We start from the raw sequence: 16,877 nt of genomic DNA on the forward strand, positions 1-16,877 counted from the left end.
ACTACTTCACCAATTAATACACCGCTAAATTTTCCTGCAACAGGCTCTACGGCGTCTACTTCAAGACCAGCCATGGTAATTTGATGTGCTAATTCATCTGAAGATATAGCAGGATTAACCCACTCACGTAACCAAGATTCACTAAATTTCATTATATGGCTTTCCTACTTGAACTGTTTTAAGAAGCGAAGATCATTTTCGAAGAATGAACGTAAATCATTTACGCCGTAACGTAACATGGTTAAACGTTCAACCCCCATACCAAAGGCAAAACCGGTATAAACTTCAGGATCAATGCCTACGCTGCGCAATACATTCGGATGCACCATGCCACAACCTAATACTTCTAACCATTTACCGTTTTTACCCATAATGTCGACTTCTGCAGAAGGCTCTGTAAATGGGAAGTATGATGGACGGAAGCGAATTTCTACTTCTTCTTCAAAAAAGTGATGTAAGAAATCATGCAACACACCTTTTAAATGCGTAAAACTAACGTCTTTATCAACCATTAAGCCTTCTACTTGATGAAACATCGGCGTATGAGTTTGATCGTAGTCATTACGATAAACCTTACCCGGAGAGATAATACGTAGCGGTGGTTGCTCTTTTTCCATGGTACGAATTTGTACGCCAGACGTTTGTGTACGTAGTACTAACTTAGGATTAAAGTAAAACGTGTCATGGTCTTGACGTGCTGGATGATGCTCAGGAATATTTAAGGCATCAAAGTTATGAAAGTCATCTTCAACTTCTGGACCTTGCTTAACTGAAAAGCCTAAATCACCAAAAAAGCTTTCAATACGTTCAATAGTACGTGTTACTGGGTGTAATCCGCCTAGCTCATCACCACGACCTGGCAATGTTACGTCAATAGATTCAGCAGCAAGTTGTTGCTTGATAACTTCGGCGCGTAATAACTCACCACGTTCAGTTAACAGTTTTTGTACCTGCTGTTTAGCGATGTTAATCACTTGACCCGCTTTGGGCTTTTCTTCTTTTGGTAACTTACTTAGGCCTTTCATTTGCTCAGTGAACAAACCTTTTTTGCCTAAAAAGTTAACGCGAACTTGGTCAAGTTCTACAGGATCAGTCGCCGCAGCAATTGCTTGTTCTGCCTGCAATATAATATCGTCTAAATTCATGAGTTCCTCTAAAGCGTGTTTAAAGCGCCCATACTTTATAATATTTAAATATAGGGCATTAACATCGGCCTAATTTGGCCTTTAGCTAGACTTTTTCGATTAATAAAATGGTGAATGATTTTACACAAAAAATTGTTGTTAGAGTAGAGTAAATCTACGTTTTTCAAGAAAAAAAACGACTAATGGCTGATTACTTTCAAAAACAGAACAAATTATTAACTTAGCTATCTGTAATTTATCAGCGAACGTAACTTAAAAAATAAAACAATGTGCTTTTGGACAGAAAAATGGCTTCATAATTTTGAAGCCATTTACGGTTGAACATTAGCGAATAAAATTACATATTATAGCCAACTTCATCGTGTTCAGTTAAATCTAAGCCGGTAGTTTCTTGCTCTTTAGAAACCCTCAAGCCTTTAGTCATCACTGACACTATTTTAAATAGAATGTAAGACACAACAGCCGTATAAAGAATAGTAGAGCCGATACCAATTAGTTGCACTGTTACTTGCCCTAACATGGTAGTAATACCTTCAGCGTAACCAAAACCACTAAAGGCTCCAAGCTCAGTTGAGGCAAAAACCCCTGCTAATAAAGTTCCTAATATTCCGCCAATACCATGCACGGGGAACACATCTAATGAGTCATCAATTTTCAGTTTTTGTTTAATATAAACTGTTGAGTAAAAACAAATAATACCCGCTGAAACGCCAATAATTAATGCGCCACCCGGACCAACAAACCCTGATGCTGGTGTAATAGTACCTAAACCTGCCACCATACCCGTTACCGCACCAAGCACACTTGCCTTACCAAATTTTTTCCACTCAATTGCAGCCCAAGTTAATGCTCCTGCTGAGGCTGAAAGATGAGTAACTAACATCGCCATAGCCGCATCACCATTAGCCGCTAATGCACTACCACCATTAAAGCCAAACCAACCAACCCAAAGCATACCAGCACCTGTAACTGTCATGGTTAAGTTATGAGGTAACATAGGTGTTTTTGGAAAACCATGGCGTGGCCCTAGTACCACTGCAGCAACCAGTGCTGCAACACCCGCGGTAATATGAACAACAATACCACCAGCAAAGTCATAAACGCCCATTTGTGCAAGCCAACCGCCGCCCCAAACCCAATGAGTAACCGGAGCATATACAACTAACAGCCATAAACCTGAGAACAATAATACCGCTGAAAACTTCATACGTTCAGCATAAGCACCAATAATAAGCGCCGGTGTTATCACAGCAAACGTCATTTGAAATAACATAAACAAGCTTTCAGGAATATCTCCTGCAAGGGTTTCTTTTGTCATGCCAACCATTAACACTTTGCTAAAATCGCCAATCCAAGCATTACCTTCGCCAAAAGCTAAGCTATAACCAACAATAAACCACAAAATAGAAGAAACGCCAGCAATGGCAAAACACTGCATTAAAATTGACAGAATATTTTTTCTGCGCACTAAGCCGCCATAAAACAAGGCTAATCCAGGTAAAGTCATCAATAGCACAAGTGCTGTTGATGTTAAAATCCATGCGGTATTAGCACCATTAAGCGTTGTCTCTGCCGCAAAACTTGGTAGAGAAAAAATTAACATTAGAAGTGTGATTACTATTTTATTCATTTTATACATCCACTATTTAAATCTTGTTTCAGCCCTACTTTGCAGCCGAATTTATTATTACTTTGAGTTACCCGAAAAAGCTCAATTAAATGGCTTCATCGTCTAGTTCACCCGTTCGAATACGAGTAATATTTTCAATATTGGTAACAAATATTTTACCGTCACCAATTTTACCGGTTTGAGCAGAGCTAACGATAGTGTCAATAACACGTTCAGCAAAATCATCTTTAACCGCAATTTCAAACTTAATTTTTGGCAAAAAGTCTACTGAGTACTCAGCACCACGATAAAGTTCGGTATGGCCTTTTTGACGACCAAAGCCTTTTACCTCTGTCACTGTCATACCATCAAGGCCAATTTCGTTTAATGCTTCACGGACATCGTCCATTTTGAAGGGTTTAATAATTGCTGTTATTAATTTCATTCGATCACCTTTAGTGCATTCATAGTCAATTTAAGTTTTCTTATTTGATTACACTAAGCACCATTTGTACCCAAAATGAAAAACATAACTAATACAGACAATTAAATATAAAACTGCACAACAAAGACAACTCACAAGCACCAATATGGTGCACAAATCAAACAAAAAAGAGCATTCTTGGTGCACAGTGATAGCATTGCTTCACAAGTGGGCAAGATCAGTTGAGTTATTGTTATGTGTCGTTATTGAGTTTAAATATGAATATAACGCAGGGGGAAATCGAAGAATAAAAACGCTTATTAAATCTAAATTCACTAAGCTGCTGCAGAATCACTGACTAAGATTCACTGATTAAGGTTCACTGATAATTCAACAGAAAGTTCCACGGAAAAACTGAGCACCGCAGATCTATCACATCGACTACTAGTTATGACACGGTTCTAAGACATTAGAGCAATGCGCGAGGTGTTACATATATGAACTAATACCAAGGTTCTATGTTCATAAGGATGTAAGTCATTAGAGCAATACAGGCGCATAAAAAAGCCCCGCGATTGCGAGGCTGTTTTCAATATTCACTATAACCTAATCAATCAACTGATATTCATCACGTAAAATATCAATAATTTCTTGTTTAGGGTTTTGCGATAGCACGATCTCTTTACCGATAATTTTTTCTGCAATCACAAGGTATGTTGCTGACAAAGTCATTAACACATTAGCAGGTAACTCATTGTCACGAGCAAGCGCTTCACGTTCTGTCATTCGGTCTTTATTCAACAGAATATCAGGATCAGGAAAGTGGTTAAGTAATAATTGACGGAAACCTTCTTTGGAGTTTTCTACAATATTACCTGCGCGATATTGTTCGCCATCCCAAATACGCGATGAATCAGGCGTACCCACTTCATCCATATAAATAAGTTTGTCATTACCGTTACGGTCTTTGACATAACCAAACTCAAACTTTGTATCAACAAAAATTTGATCAATCTTAGCTAATGCCGCTGAAATAACATCAAAGCCTTCCGTTAATAACTTCTCATATAAGGTGATGTCATCAGCAGATTTAAAATTAAAAGCAGCGAAGTTATCTTCAATGTTTTTGCGGGTAATATTGACATCGTCTACGGCAGGCACGCCAGGAATATTTTGCAAAATTCCCTTTGTTGAAGGTGTTTGTAGCAATGTTGGTAATTTACTGTCTTTTTCAAGGTTATCGCTAAGTTCAATACCACAAAACTCTCGTTCGCCTTTAGCATACGAACGCCACATTGAACCGGTAATATACTGTCGACAAATAGCTTCAATCATCACAGGTTTAGCTTTTTGAACAATCCATACAAACGGATGCGGAATATCAAGAATATGACTATCAGCTAAACCTTGTTCTTTAAACAAGTTAAACCAATGATTAGAAATAGCGTTTAAAGCAGCACCTTTACCAGGAACGCCTTTCATACCGCCTTCACCATGCCAAATACAATCAAACGCTGAAATTCGGTCACTGATCACCATAATGGCTAACGGTGTATCTTCGGCAACATCGTAATTTTTCTCTTGAATTAAACGACGACTATCGTCTTCAGTTAACCAATAAACAGAACGCACCTTGCCACTATGAACAGCAACATCAGTACGGATTGGTAAATCGTTATTTACCGATAGAATTTGATCAGCAAGACTCATAATAAGACCTTCACTTCCTATAATTAAATTAAACGTTTAAATAAACAGGCTTGATTATAGATTTAATAAACCAGCTTAGTTAACGGTTCATTTTATATGACTTGGATTATCCTGACTTTTTAGTCAATTTTTCATCTTTTAAAAAAAGAAAAGGACGCCATAGGCGTCCTTATCTCAGAGCTAATATCTCAAACTTATGCTAAAGAAGCTTGCGCTTTTTCAACTAAGAATGTGAAAGCTGCTTTATCGTATACTGCGATGTCAGCTAGGATCTTACGATCGATTTCAATAGAAGCCTTTTTAAGACCATTAATGAAACGGCTGTAAGATAAACCATTTTGACGAGCTGCTGCGTTTATACGAGCAATCCAAAGTTGACGGAATTGACGCTTACGTTGACGACGGTCACGGTATGCGTATTGGCCAGCTTTAGTTACAGCTTGGAAAGCAACGCGATAAACGCGACTACGGGCACCGTAGTAACCTTTAGCTTGCTTTAGAACCTTCTTGTGACGTGCACGTGCTTGTACACCACGTTTTACTCTTGCCATTTTCTATCTCTCCTATTAACCGTGACGTAAAAGTTTTTTAACTGACTTAATGTCAGCTGCGGCGATCATGCATTTAGCACGAAGATGACGCTTAACTTTAGTACGGCGTTTAGTCAAAATATGACGAAGACCGGCTTGTTTAAATTTATAGCCTGTGGCTGTCTGTTTAAAGCGCTTTGCAGCACCTTTATTGGTTTTCATTTTAGGCATGTTAATAACTCCGCATTGTTATGCCAAATATAAAGTAAACGAGGGCGAGAATTTCTCAGCGCTTAACCGTTAAGCTAAGATGTGAATTCTACTTGTAGGCCTTGTCTACCAGCTTAAAGATAATAGCGGTGAGTTAACTATTTCGAAAAACAGTTAACTACTTGTCAAACCGGGTATTATCTATTTTTTAGGGGCTAAGACCATCACCATTTGACGCCCTTCCGCTCTACGAGGGAAAAACTCGACTACGGTCAATTCTTCTAAATCTTTTTTAACACGAGTTAGAATTTCAAGACCGAGTTCTTGGTGGGCCATTTCACGGCCACGGAAACGTAATGTTACCTTGACCTTGTCGCCGCCTTCTAAAAAGCGCTTCAGGTTGCGTAGTTTTACCTGATAATCGCCTTCATCTGTTCCAGGTCGGAATTTAATTTCCTTTACCTGTATTTGTTTCTGGTTTTTACGCTGTTCTTTCTGTTCTTTCGCTTTTTCATAGATAAACTTACCGTAATCCATAACGCGAAGAACAGGAGGTTTTGCTGTTGGGCTGATTTCTACAAGATCGACACCTGCTTCCTCTGCTTGGTCCATAGCTTCATCTAATGTAACTATACCACCTGGTTCGCCGTCATATTTAATTAAACGAACTTCATTGCCCAGAATACCTGTGATTAACTCATTTAAACGATGCGCTGGCTCTTTTTGCCCGCCACGTTGTCCACCTTTAATAGCCATGTTCCTCCAAAGAACGTTGTGACCAAGTAAGCACTATTTTTAGTTTACTTGGGTTAAATAATAATATTACGTGTTTTTTTATTTCAAAGTGCTTATCGACGGTTTTTAACTTCGTCAGATAATTTGGTAATAAAGTCGTCTACCGACATTGTACCTAAATCTTCACCACTTCGAGTTCGTACTGCAATTTCGCCAGTTTCCATTTCTTTATCACCGACGACTAACAAATACGGAACACGCTTTAAAGTATGCTCGCGGATTTTAAAGCCTATCTTCTCATTTCTCAAGTCTAGTTTTGCTCTAAATCCACTTTCTTTTAGTTTTTTTACAACTTTTTCACAATATTGACCCTGTTTGTCGGTAATATTCATCACAGTTGCTTGAATTGGCGATAACCAAGTTGGAAATTTGCCAGTGTACTCTTCAATCAAAATTCCGATAAAACGTTCAAGTGAACCTAAAATGGCACGATGGATCATCACCGGAATGTATCTTTCGTTGTCTTCACCAACATAAGTTGCGCCTAAACGCTCTGGTAAAGCAAAATCGAGTTGTACAGTACCACATTGCCAAGCACGTCCCAAACAATCCATTAAAGTGAATTCTATTTTAGGACCATAAAAAGCGCCTTCGCCAGGTAAGTATTCAAATTTAATATCACTGTCAGTTAACGCTTGAGCTAAGCCGGCTTCGGCTTTATCCCAAATTTCATCACTACCAATGCGATTTTCAGGGCGTGTAGACAATTTAACAACAATATCTTCAAAACCAAATGAGCCATAGACGTCGTATACCATTTCGATACACTTAGTGACTTCGGCTTGCACCTGCGACTCCATACAGAAAATATGTGCGTCATCTTGGGTAAAGCCACGTACGCGCATTAAACCGTGTAAAGACCCAGAAGGTTCATTACGGTGACAACAGCCAAATTCAGCTATACGTAGCGGCAAATCACGGTAAGACTTCAACCCTTGGTTGAATATCTGTACATGACCTGGACAGTTCATTGGTTTTATGGCGTATTCACGCTTTTCAGACTCAGTAGTAAACATGCCATCAGCATATTTGTCCCAGTGACCTGATTTTTCCCAAAGGCTTCTGTCCATCATCATTGGTGCTTTAACTTCGTCGTAATCATATTCGTGTAGCTTTTCACGAATGAATTTTTCTAACTCAGTATAAATAGTCCAACCATCGTTATGCCAAAACACCATTCCGGGTGCTTCTTCTTGCCAATGGAAAAGATCTAACGTTTTACCAATTTTACGGTGATCACGCTTTTCAGCTTCCGCTAATCGTACTATATAAGCTTTTAATTGTTTTTTATCAGCCCATGCTGTGCCGTAAACACGCTGCAGCATTTTGTTGTCTGAATTGCCACGCCAATAAGCGCCAGCAACTTTCATTAGTTTAAAATGATGACAATGACGCATGCTAGGTACATGAGGACCACGACACATATCGATATATTCTTGATGATGATAAAGCGCTGGTGTATCAGACTTATCAATATTTTCATCAAGAATTTGTAATTTATAACTTTCGCCACGTTCAGTAAACGCGTCGTAAGCATCTTGCCATGTACCGGTTTTTTTAATCACTTCGTAGCCAGTTCGCGCAAGTTCTGTCATGCGTTTTTCAAGCTTAACTAAATCGTCTTCGGTAATTGACTCTTCTAAGTCAACATCATAATAAAAACCGTTATCGATCGTTGGGCCAATCGCCATTTTGGTGTTAGGCCATAATTGCTTAATAGCATGACCTAATAAATGCGCACAAGAATGACGAATGATCTCAAGACCTTCGCTATCTTTACTGGTAATAAGTTGCAGAGCCGCATCTTCTTTGATTAATTCACAAGCATCGACCAATTCGCCATTAATTCGACCTGCGATTGTGGCTTTTGCCAAACCAGGGCCGATATCTAAGGCAACGTCCATAACAGAAACTGCTTGTTCAAAAGTGCGTTGACTACCGTCGGGAAGCGTAATTACAGGCATGTATTTTCCTTTGTTCAGTGGCGACACACACTAAGTGCCGCTTGAAATTTATTAATTAATTTTTATAACGTCATTCTCAATGCTTAAGCAATTTAAGGCGCTATATAATGCAAAATTCGATATTATATCGGTGGCTATTAACACGAAGATATAAATTGCGTTAAAGCGAGCACAGGAATATAGGGTAATTTCCCTTAATTTGCAATGCACAGGACAAGTATATTGAGTAAGCATGTAAATAAATTTATAACATTAAAAGTGCAATTGATTTTCAGTGCTCTACTGAGCTTTTATTCAATGGCAACTTTAGCAGTACAAAACACGGAACTAGAAACCAATATAAACCGTAGTTCAATTCAATCAACACCATGGAAACTATGGCAAGAAGACAATTTTTTCAATGTCAGCTATCGTGTCGATAACAGTACAAATTTAATTGAAATAAGAGCACGAGCTAAGTTTGAGTCTACTCTTGCTGGTTTTCTTTATTTTATTGAAGATTTACCTATGACTCACAATTGGTTAAATAATGCAGAGTCAGCCAAACTTATTACTACAATATCGCCAAGCGAACATATATTCAAAACTCGTTTTAATGCGATATGGCCGTTTGCAGACCGCGAAGTCATTGTACATTCTCGCTATTGGCAAAATAAAGATTTATCGATTGATATTTTGGTTGAAGATGCAGGTGATACAGTAGCGATTACCGAAGACGTTTTACGTATGCAAGTGATAAGTGCTTTTTGGCAGATAAAGCCAACTCAACCTAAGCAAATCGATGTTACATATCAATTCATGGTTGACCCAAAAGGCAATATTCCACAGTGGTTGTTAAAACCGATGACACTAAAGGGCATTTGGAATACCCTTCAGAATATGAAAGAGCAGCTTCCTCATAGTAAACACCAACAGCGAACTAAAGAAAATATTCAAGAAATGTTAAACGTTAGCAACGCAAAAATTTGATTAAATTCCCATAACTCCCAGAGCTTAGATAGCGCTCACTTGTTATTTCAAGTTACTACGTTGAGTAACTTGAAATAACTGAAGTTAACTGAAGATATTATTCAACAGCCTTTAAATCCTTTAAGCGTGATGTTTAAGCATCGAAAGCGCCATCGCTTCAGCCACTTTAATGCCATCAATACCTGCCGATAATATACCTCCGGCATAACCAGCACCTTCACCTGCAGGATATAAACCTTTGGTGTTAACACTTTCAAAACTTTCTTTATCGCGCGTGATGTTAATAGGCGACGATGTTCGAGTTTCAACTGCGGTTAACGTTGCATCTTTCATAGAGAAGCCTTTAATTTTACGTTCAAAGGCAGGCAATGCTTCACGAATAGCCTCAATCGCATAAGCAGGCAACGTTTCACTTAAGTCACAGTATTTTACCCCCGGCTTATATGAAGGCTCAACAACACCATGTTCACCACTTTTACGCCCGGCCAAAAAGTCTCCAACTAACTGAACAGGCGCATCGTAGTTTTCACCACCGAGTTTAAACGCGGTTTCTTCAAGACGGCGCTGAAATTCAATTCCAGCTAGCACGTTATCTTTACTGCCATTTTCATCATAATCTTCAGGGGATATGCCAACGACTATCGCACTATTCGCGTTTCGTTCATGACGTGAATATTGGCTCATTCCATTAGTCACTAAACGCCCTTCTTCTGATGCTGCCGCTACTACGGTACCACCTGGACACATACAAAAACTGTAAACTGAACGGCCATTTTTACAATGGTGTACAAGTTTATAATCTGCAGCGCCTAAAATAGGGTTACCCGCATTTTCGCCAAAGCGAGCGTCATCAATAACCGATTGTTCATGCTCAATTCTAAAGCCTACTGAAAAAGGCTTAGCTTTAATAAAAACACCTTTTTTATGCAGCATTTCAAAGGTATCACGCGCACTATGCCCAATAGCTAACGCAATATGTTTTGTATGTATGACTTCACCCGTTGCTAATGTTAAGCCTGTAACTTGCATATTGTCGCTGTTGTTATCTGCTTTGGTAAAATGAATATCATCAACACGCTGGTCAAACCGCACTTCACCACCAAGGCGATGTATTTCAGCACGCATTTGTTCAACCATAGTCACAAGTTTAAACGTACCGATATGCGGCTTGCTGACAAATAAAATCTCACTGGGCGCGCCAGCATCTACAAACTCATGCAACACTTTACGACTATAATGTTTTGGATCTTTAACTTGGCTGTAGAGTTTACCGTCTGAAAACGTACCCGCACCGCCTTCACCAAACTGAACATTCGATTCCGTATTAAGAATTTTTTTCCGCCAAAAGCCAAAGGTATCTTTAGTGCGCTGTCGTACTTCTTTACCCCGTTCTAAAATAATAGGGTTAAAGCCCATTTGTGCTAGCAGCAAACCTGCGAATAAACCACACGGCCCCATACCAATAACGACTGGGCGTTCAGTTAAACCTTCAGGTGCTTGACCCACAAATTTGTAACTGGTGTCTGGGCTACTTTTAATGTTTTGATTTTTTTCGTGCTTTAGCAACAATTGTTCATTAATTGTTGTGGTCACGTCTAACGTATACATCAAAATAATATTGCTTTTTTTACGAGCGTCGTAACCACGTTTAAAAACAGAAAAATCGGTAAGCTGTTCAGCTGAAATATCTAAAATAGAAAGAATAGCTTGCTCTAACTCTTCAGGTTGATGATTAAGTGGTAATTTGACGTTAGTTAAACGCAACATATTGGATTTCCAAAGCGAGACTAGGGTAAAAATTGGCGCTATTTTACCTGATACTCTTAGCGATACCAAATACAAAGCTAAAACAATAATTGAATTTGTTCGCTAGCAAGGTATGATCCGCATATAAATCGCAGAGATGCGGTAGGTTTTAACATCTAACATAATAATTTAAGCAGAGTAAAATGGCGTTTGTAGTAACTGATAACTGTATTCAATGTAAGTACACAGATTGTGTCGCTGTTTGCCCTGCCGACGCGTTTCATCAAGGTCCTAATTTTTTAGTGATTAACCCTGACTCATGTATTGATTGCGATTTATGCCCCGTTGAATGCCCCGCCGATGCTATTTATCAAGAAGATGAAGTGCCTGAAGATCAAAAAGACTTTATCGAACTTAACGCTGAGCTAGCTAAAACATGGCCCGTTATCACAGAGATTATTCCAGCACCTGCTGATGCAGAACAATGGAATGGCGTCAGTAATAAAATAGAAAACTTAATCATCGATATTGATTAATTACTCTGAGCATAACTGAACCTAAAATCCCCCTTCATTAACTTTGTTAATATTATCGTTATTGGCTTTTATATAGTTAACTTTTTGGCATGACAAAACTCGCGCTTTCACTAAAAGTGACCATACTTAATAAGAAGGTTCATAAAGTTAACATCGAGGAGGCCTTATGCCCCATGATATTAAAGTGCAACGTATTGAGTGTCCACATTGTGGACATCACATTCGGGTTTCGTTAGACGCCAGTGAAGGTGACCAAGACTATTATGAAGAGTGCCCAGCTTGTTGTATGGAAATGCACTTGAATTTACATATTGACGAATACTATAAAAAAATTCAATTAGCGGTTGCGAGTGATAACGAACAGTACTTTTAAACAAGTAGCCTAAAGTAGCGTTAAGCTTAAATAGATAAAAGCCTAACTAAATAACTCATTATGAATTTGGGTTAAGCTTCATTCGCTCAATAGTTTGTACAATCGTCATGGTTTGCTGGTCAATTTCAATATTCACTTTATCGCCAACACAAGCATATTGTAAATTTGTTCGCGCTAAAGTTTCAGGTATTAAATGCACTGAAAACGAATCTCCTACCTCAGCGCCCAATGTTAAACTAATACCATTAATACTAATAAAGCCTTTAGCAAAGATATACTTTTGATACTCAGGCGCAATGGTAAAACTAATGGTACAGTTATCTGGGCTATCAACACGGTTAGTAATAATGGCCTGCGCATGAACATGACCACTGAGCATGTGTCCGCCAATTTCGTCACCAATTTTTAACGAACGTTCTACATTAACCTTTGACCCCAGTTCAATATCAGCAAGGTTAGAGACTCGCAGCGTTTCATCAATAACATCAAAAGTTATAAAGCTACTGCTTGCATCTAAGTGGCCAAATTCTACAGCAGTTAAACAAACACCATTAATAGCTACACTCGCTCCAACTTCTAGGTTTTCAATTAACGAGTTTTCTAACGAAACTTTTAATCTTATCGCATTATTTTTACTAATTATCGCAATTACTTCAGCTTGCGATTGCACAATACCAGTAAACATATATCATCCAGATAAATACTCTATTTTTTGCTATCTTAGCAAGAATAACCAAATGATATAATTGCCTTGATGAACATTAATCGCTTTTTCTCTAATAGCAAAAATTTAATGAAATTGGCTTATCCAATTTTAATTGCTCAATTGATCCAAAATTTAATGGGCTTTGCTGACACAGTAATGGCAGGTAGAGTGAGCGCAACTGACATGGCCGCAGTTGCTGTTGCTAGTAGTGTTTGGTTACCATTAATATTAGCCATATCAGGTTTGATAATGGCACTGGCCAGTATTATCTCGCAATTATCCGGTGCAAATCAGTTCGATAATATAGCAAAAGCCAGTTATCAAACCGCTTGGATAGCTGTTTTCTTCTCGATAATCATCATTATTCTCTATTACATCGCAACACCGCTGTTGATAGACTCGATTGCTATGGAGCCTGAGCTTAAACAACTGATGTTCGACTACTTAGGCTATATTGTTTGGGGCGGTCCAGGGTATTGCCTTTATCTTGTATTACGTAATTATTCAGAAGGACTTTCTTTTAGTCGCCCTACTATGATCATCAGCATTTTAGGCTTATTGATTAACATACCAGCCAACTATATTTTTATTTATGGTGAGTTTGGTATGCCAGCCTTGGGCGGAGCAGGTTGTGGTTTAGCAACAGCCATTGTTTATTGGGTCATGTTTGTTGGTATGCTCGCCTACGCATACTATTCAAAGCACCTAAAGCAAGCGCCACTGTTTACTCAGTTTTATTGGCCACAATGGTCAGAAATTAAAGTCATATTAGCCTTGGGCACACCCATCGCATTTTCGTTACTATTTGAAGTCAGCCTTTTTGCTGCTGTTGCTATAATCCTCATACCCTTTGGCGCAAATGTTGTTGCAAGCCATCAAATAGCAATTAACTTTTCGGGCTTAGTTTTTATGGTCCCCTTGAGTTTAGCCATGGCAGTGACTATAAAAGTAGGTTTTGAGGTAGGTAACAAGAACCTTGAAAAAGCGAAAGAACTCTGTCGTTACTCGGTCATATTAGGACTCATTATTGCCGTGGCTACAGCGACCGCTACCCTGATATTTAAAACACAAATAGCCACTATTTATACCTCTGACACAGAAGTACTTGAACTCGCAGCTGGCTTAATGTTTTTAGCGGCTTTATTTCAGTTTTCTGATGCGATTCAAGTTATTTCGGCAGGCGCACTTCGCGGCTACAAAGATACCAAATCGATTTTGTACATCACCTTTTTCTCTTATTGGGTTGTTGGTTTATCTTTCGGTTTAATTTTAGGCCTCACCGATTGGATAGCGCCTGCATCGGGCCCTTATGGCTTTTGGATAGGCTTTATTTCTGGGTTAACTGTTGCGGCAGTATTACTAGCTTGGCGCTTAAAAGTAGTACAAAATCGCTTTGATCAACAAGCAGCATTGGCCAGTTGAACACGTTAATGGCAATAGTTGTCGCTTAAATAAGCAAGGATAATAACAACTGCTGAATTAATCAGCAGTTACATCGAGTTTTAAATAAAACTGCTTGCACTTGCCAAAGCAGATCGCTAACATAGCGCCTCGTTGAGTTACTCAACATTTTACTTGAAAATATTGCTCGCTTAGCTCAGTTGGTTAGAGTACTTGCATGACATGCAAGGTGTCACTGGTTCGAGTCCAGTAGCGAGCACCATATTAGGGTTTATTAAACCCAAAAAAGCCCGAAAGTATTTAATTACACTTTTCGGGTTTTTTTATATCTAAAACTTTATATGGCAGTGTTATTTTCACCTACTAAAATAATATTAGGATGAATCAATGCATACGCTGACTCAGTTAATATCTGGCGAACTCATGGGCATTTCGCGCTTGAAGCTAGCTGAACAATTAACTTCATTCCCAATGGAAATTTTGTCATTAGCCGACAGCTTAGAGATTTTAGATTTATCTGATAACCAACTAAACACTTTACCAAGCGAGTTAGCCCAACTCAAAAAGCTTAAAATAATTTTTGCCTCAAATAATCTTTTTACTACCTTACCTGAAGTTTTAGGTCGTTGTGAAAATTTAGAGATGGTCGGCTTTAAGTCGAACCAAATTAAGCATGTAGCTGCTGATGCTTTACCCGCGAAATTACGATGGTTAATATTAACCGATAACTGCATTGAAACTTTACCTGACAGCTTAGGTGAACGCCCAAGGTTACAGAAACTGGCCTTGGCAGGTAATAAGTTGACAACATTACCGTTAACTTTATCTCAGTCAGTTAACCTTGAGTTAGTCCGTATTTCAGCGAATAACCTTACTGAGTGCCCTGAACAATTGTTAAGTTTACCCAAGCTTGCATGGGTTGCCTTCTCAGGTAATCCATTTAGTCGTTCTCAACTTAAGGTAGCAACCGTACCATCACTACCCTCATCAAGTTTTTCTTTGCATAATGTGCTTGGGCAAGGCGCGTCAGGCGTTATTTCAAAAGCTACTTGGACAGATAAGCCATTAAACTTTCCAGATGAAGTTGCTATAAAAGTATTTAAAGGAAAAGTAACTAGCGATGGTTACCCTGAGGATGAATTACAAGCTTGCTTAAAAGTTGGCAATCATAAAAACCTAGTTCGTTCTTTGGCGCAAGTTAATGAAGATAACTATTTAGCGTTAATCATGAACTTAATCCCAAATAACTTTCAAAATTTAGGTTTACCGCCTAACTTTCAAACTTGTACTCGTGACACATTTCCTAAAGGCTTTACCTTAAGCACCGAGCAAATTGAAAAAATAGTGATACAAATGGAAAACGTGTTTGAGCATTTACACGCGAATAAAGTTTGTCATGGCGATTTATATGCCCATAACACTTTGTTTGATGAACACGCGAATATCATTTTTGGCGACTTTGGCGCTGCCACTATGTACCACATGCTAACTGTCGAGCAGAAAAAATTAGTCGAAAAAATTGAACGTCGCGCTTTAGCCTATTTTATAGAAGACTTATTGAGTGTTTGTCATCAAGGTTGATCAACATAGCCTTGAGTTTAAAGTTATCGAAGGTAAACTCGCTAACCTTGTAAAAAATATTCACTGAGTGTTTTAACACCCTTGATGATAAAGTAACTTCTGAGCAAAAACTAAACTTCTTTTTTATCAAAAACATTTTATCTATAATTTAAATGCTTTTAATTTAGTTATTTATACTATCCAGAACGATCGTTTAGCAATTAAGGATAATAAAAATGAAAATATATGAAACAGCAACCGCGCCAAACGCAAGACGTGTAAGAATATTTCTCCATGAGAAAAGCATTGAAGACATCGAGTTTATTCAAATGGATATTCTACGCGGAGATAACTTAACGGAAGAATTCAAACAAAAAAATCCGCTGGCTAAAATTCCAATTTTAGAATTAGATGACGGTACCATTATTAGTGAAAGTGTAGCTATTTGCCGATATTTTGAAGAAATGAAGCCAGAGCATCCATTAATGGGAGCAAATCCGCTTGAGAAAGCGATAATAGAACAATGGCAAAGACGCTTGGAATTATCTTTGCTGATGCCTACAGGCATGTGCTTCCAGCATACAACGGGTTACTTTAAAGACCGAATGAACGTCATTAAGGACTGGGGGACAGAGTGTGGTGAAAATGTGAAAACGTTTTTTACATTTTTAGATAAGCACTTAGCCTCTTCAGAATACATAGCAGGAGACAGTTTCTCTATTGCGGATATTACAGCGCTCATCACAATAGACTTTAATCGCGTTAATCATATTAAAATATTAGATGAGCAAAGCAACTTAAAACGTTGGTACGCTGCAGTCTCTTCAAGACCATCAGCAAAAGCCTAGGAGTTTCAAAAAGTGCCTCAACAAATAACATTGCTAGATTGAAGCACCTTTAGCTACCTAGGCTCTAAATACAGTTCTTAATACCTATATTCACGAATATAGGTAAACCTCTTAAATACCGTTGAATCTATATGGAGAAGGTATAGGTTCTATTGTTAATAAATCAAAAGAACTCATGGGCAAAGCGATATGTACAAATGCAGCGCGTTAATAATTATTTTCATTTCAATACTTGTAACATAACTTATCTCTCATAAAATTATTTAAGAAAAGCTGGACCTAAATATTGTCCTTGTAGATCTTAGTAGTTTTAAACTTAAAAATGGTAAACAAATGCTCTAACGTATTAAT

16 protein-coding genes and 1 tRNA gene are annotated in these 16,877 nt (G+C 38.3%); 7 read left to right on the top strand and 10 right to left on the bottom strand.

Annotated features, from left to right (window positions below):
- Nucleotides 1–164: 164 nt before the first annotated feature.
- From pheS to thrS, 8 genes are all read right to left on the bottom strand, one after another.
- Nucleotides 165–1,145: a phenylalanine--tRNA ligase subunit alpha gene (gene pheS / locus H4J50_RS15500; RefSeq protein WP_077284683.1), complete on the bottom strand. Its 981-nt coding sequence runs from the start codon at nt 1,143–1,145 to the stop codon at nt 165–167.
- A 337-nt stretch (nt 1,146–1,482) separates the two neighbouring features.
- Nucleotides 1,483–2,775, bottom strand: coding sequence for an ammonium transporter (locus tag H4J50_RS15505; protein ID WP_108455520.1), 1,293 nt, complete (start codon nt 2,773–2,775; stop codon nt 1,483–1,485).
- 85 nt (nt 2,776–2,860) lie between these two features.
- Entirely contained in the window at nt 2,861–3,199 is a 339-nt protein-coding gene (locus tag H4J50_RS15510) for a P-II family nitrogen regulator (protein WP_108455519.1), read from the bottom strand.
- Nucleotides 3,200–3,784: 585 nt separating this feature from the next.
- A complete protein-coding gene (locus H4J50_RS15515) occupies nt 3,785–4,888 on the bottom strand; it encodes a phosphoribosylaminoimidazolesuccinocarboxamide synthase (protein ID WP_108455518.1) in 1,104 nt (367 codons plus the stop codon).
- A gap of 194 nt (nt 4,889–5,082) precedes the next feature.
- The gene (rplT, locus tag H4J50_RS15520; protein ID WP_077284679.1) at nt 5,083–5,439 is read right to left on the bottom strand and encodes a 50S ribosomal protein L20; all 357 of its coding nucleotides are present in this window, start codon (nt 5,437–5,439) and stop codon (nt 5,083–5,085) included.
- Between the two features lie 15 nt (nt 5,440–5,454).
- Nucleotides 5,455–5,649: a 50S ribosomal protein L35 gene (rpmI, locus tag H4J50_RS15525; protein ID WP_081149668.1), complete on the bottom strand. Its 195-nt coding sequence runs from the start codon at nt 5,647–5,649 to the stop codon at nt 5,455–5,457.
- 180 nt (nt 5,650–5,829) lie between these two features.
- Nucleotides 5,830–6,384 (bottom strand): translation initiation factor IF-3, encoded by a 555-nt coding sequence (gene infC / locus H4J50_RS15530; protein WP_108455517.1) that lies wholly within the window; start codon nt 6,382–6,384, stop codon nt 5,830–5,832.
- 92 nt (nt 6,385–6,476) lie between these two features.
- Nucleotides 6,477–8,387, bottom strand: coding sequence for a threonine--tRNA ligase (gene thrS / locus H4J50_RS15535; RefSeq protein ID WP_182257285.1), 1,911 nt, complete (start codon nt 8,385–8,387; stop codon nt 6,477–6,479).
- A 297-nt stretch (nt 8,388–8,684) separates the two neighbouring features.
- On the opposite strand from thrS, the gene H4J50_RS15540 reads away from it, so the two are divergent.
- Nucleotides 8,685–9,356: an START domain-containing protein gene (locus H4J50_RS15540; protein WP_182257286.1), complete on the top strand. Its 672-nt coding sequence runs from the start codon at nt 8,685–8,687 to the stop codon at nt 9,354–9,356.
- 120 nt (nt 9,357–9,476) lie between these two features.
- Here H4J50_RS15540 and H4J50_RS15545 read toward each other — a convergent pair whose 3' ends face one another.
- Nucleotides 9,477–11,123, bottom strand: coding sequence for an NAD(P)/FAD-dependent oxidoreductase (locus tag H4J50_RS15545; RefSeq protein WP_182257287.1), 1,647 nt, complete (start codon nt 11,121–11,123; stop codon nt 9,477–9,479).
- Between the two features lie 182 nt (nt 11,124–11,305).
- On the opposite strand from H4J50_RS15545, the gene fdxA reads away from it, so the two are divergent.
- Nucleotides 11,306–11,638 carry a ferredoxin FdxA gene (gene fdxA / locus H4J50_RS15550; protein WP_108455514.1) on the top strand — a complete coding sequence of 111 codons (333 nt, stop codon included), beginning with the start codon at nt 11,306–11,308 and terminating at the stop codon, nt 11,636–11,638.
- Between the two features lie 166 nt (nt 11,639–11,804).
- Entirely contained in the window at nt 11,805–12,011 is a 207-nt protein-coding gene (locus tag H4J50_RS15555) for a CPXCG motif-containing cysteine-rich protein (RefSeq protein ID WP_182257288.1), read from the top strand.
- 58 nt (nt 12,012–12,069) lie between these two features.
- On the opposite strand, the gene H4J50_RS15560 is transcribed toward H4J50_RS15555, so the two are convergent.
- Nucleotides 12,070–12,696, bottom strand: a complete 627-nt coding sequence (locus H4J50_RS15560; protein ID WP_182257289.1) for a riboflavin synthase subunit alpha — start codon at nt 12,694–12,696, stop codon at nt 12,070–12,072.
- 108 nt (nt 12,697–12,804) lie between these two features.
- Between H4J50_RS15560 and H4J50_RS15565 the strand changes: the two genes are divergently transcribed.
- The 4 genes from H4J50_RS15565 (at nt 12,805) to H4J50_RS15580 (ending at nt 16,526) form a co-directional block, all read left to right on the top strand.
- A complete protein-coding gene (locus H4J50_RS15565) occupies nt 12,805–14,139 on the top strand; it encodes an MATE family efflux transporter (protein WP_259366270.1) in 1,335 nt (444 codons plus the stop codon).
- A 164-nt stretch (nt 14,140–14,303) separates the two neighbouring features.
- A tRNA-Val gene (locus tag H4J50_RS15570) sits at nt 14,304–14,380 on the top strand.
- Between the two features lie 125 nt (nt 14,381–14,505).
- Nucleotides 14,506–15,699, top strand: a complete 1,194-nt coding sequence (locus H4J50_RS15575; RefSeq protein ID WP_182257290.1) for a leucine-rich repeat-containing protein kinase family protein — start codon at nt 14,506–14,508, stop codon at nt 15,697–15,699.
- A gap of 215 nt (nt 15,700–15,914) precedes the next feature.
- Nucleotides 15,915–16,526 (top strand): glutathione S-transferase family protein, encoded by a 612-nt coding sequence (locus H4J50_RS15580; RefSeq protein WP_182257291.1) that lies wholly within the window; start codon nt 15,915–15,917, stop codon nt 16,524–16,526.
- Nucleotides 16,527–16,877: the final 351 nt, after the last annotated feature.

It is taken from the genome of Colwellia sp. 6M3 (genome assembly GCF_014077595.1).
Taxonomy (GTDB): domain Bacteria; phylum Pseudomonadota; class Gammaproteobacteria; order Enterobacterales; family Alteromonadaceae; genus Cognaticolwellia.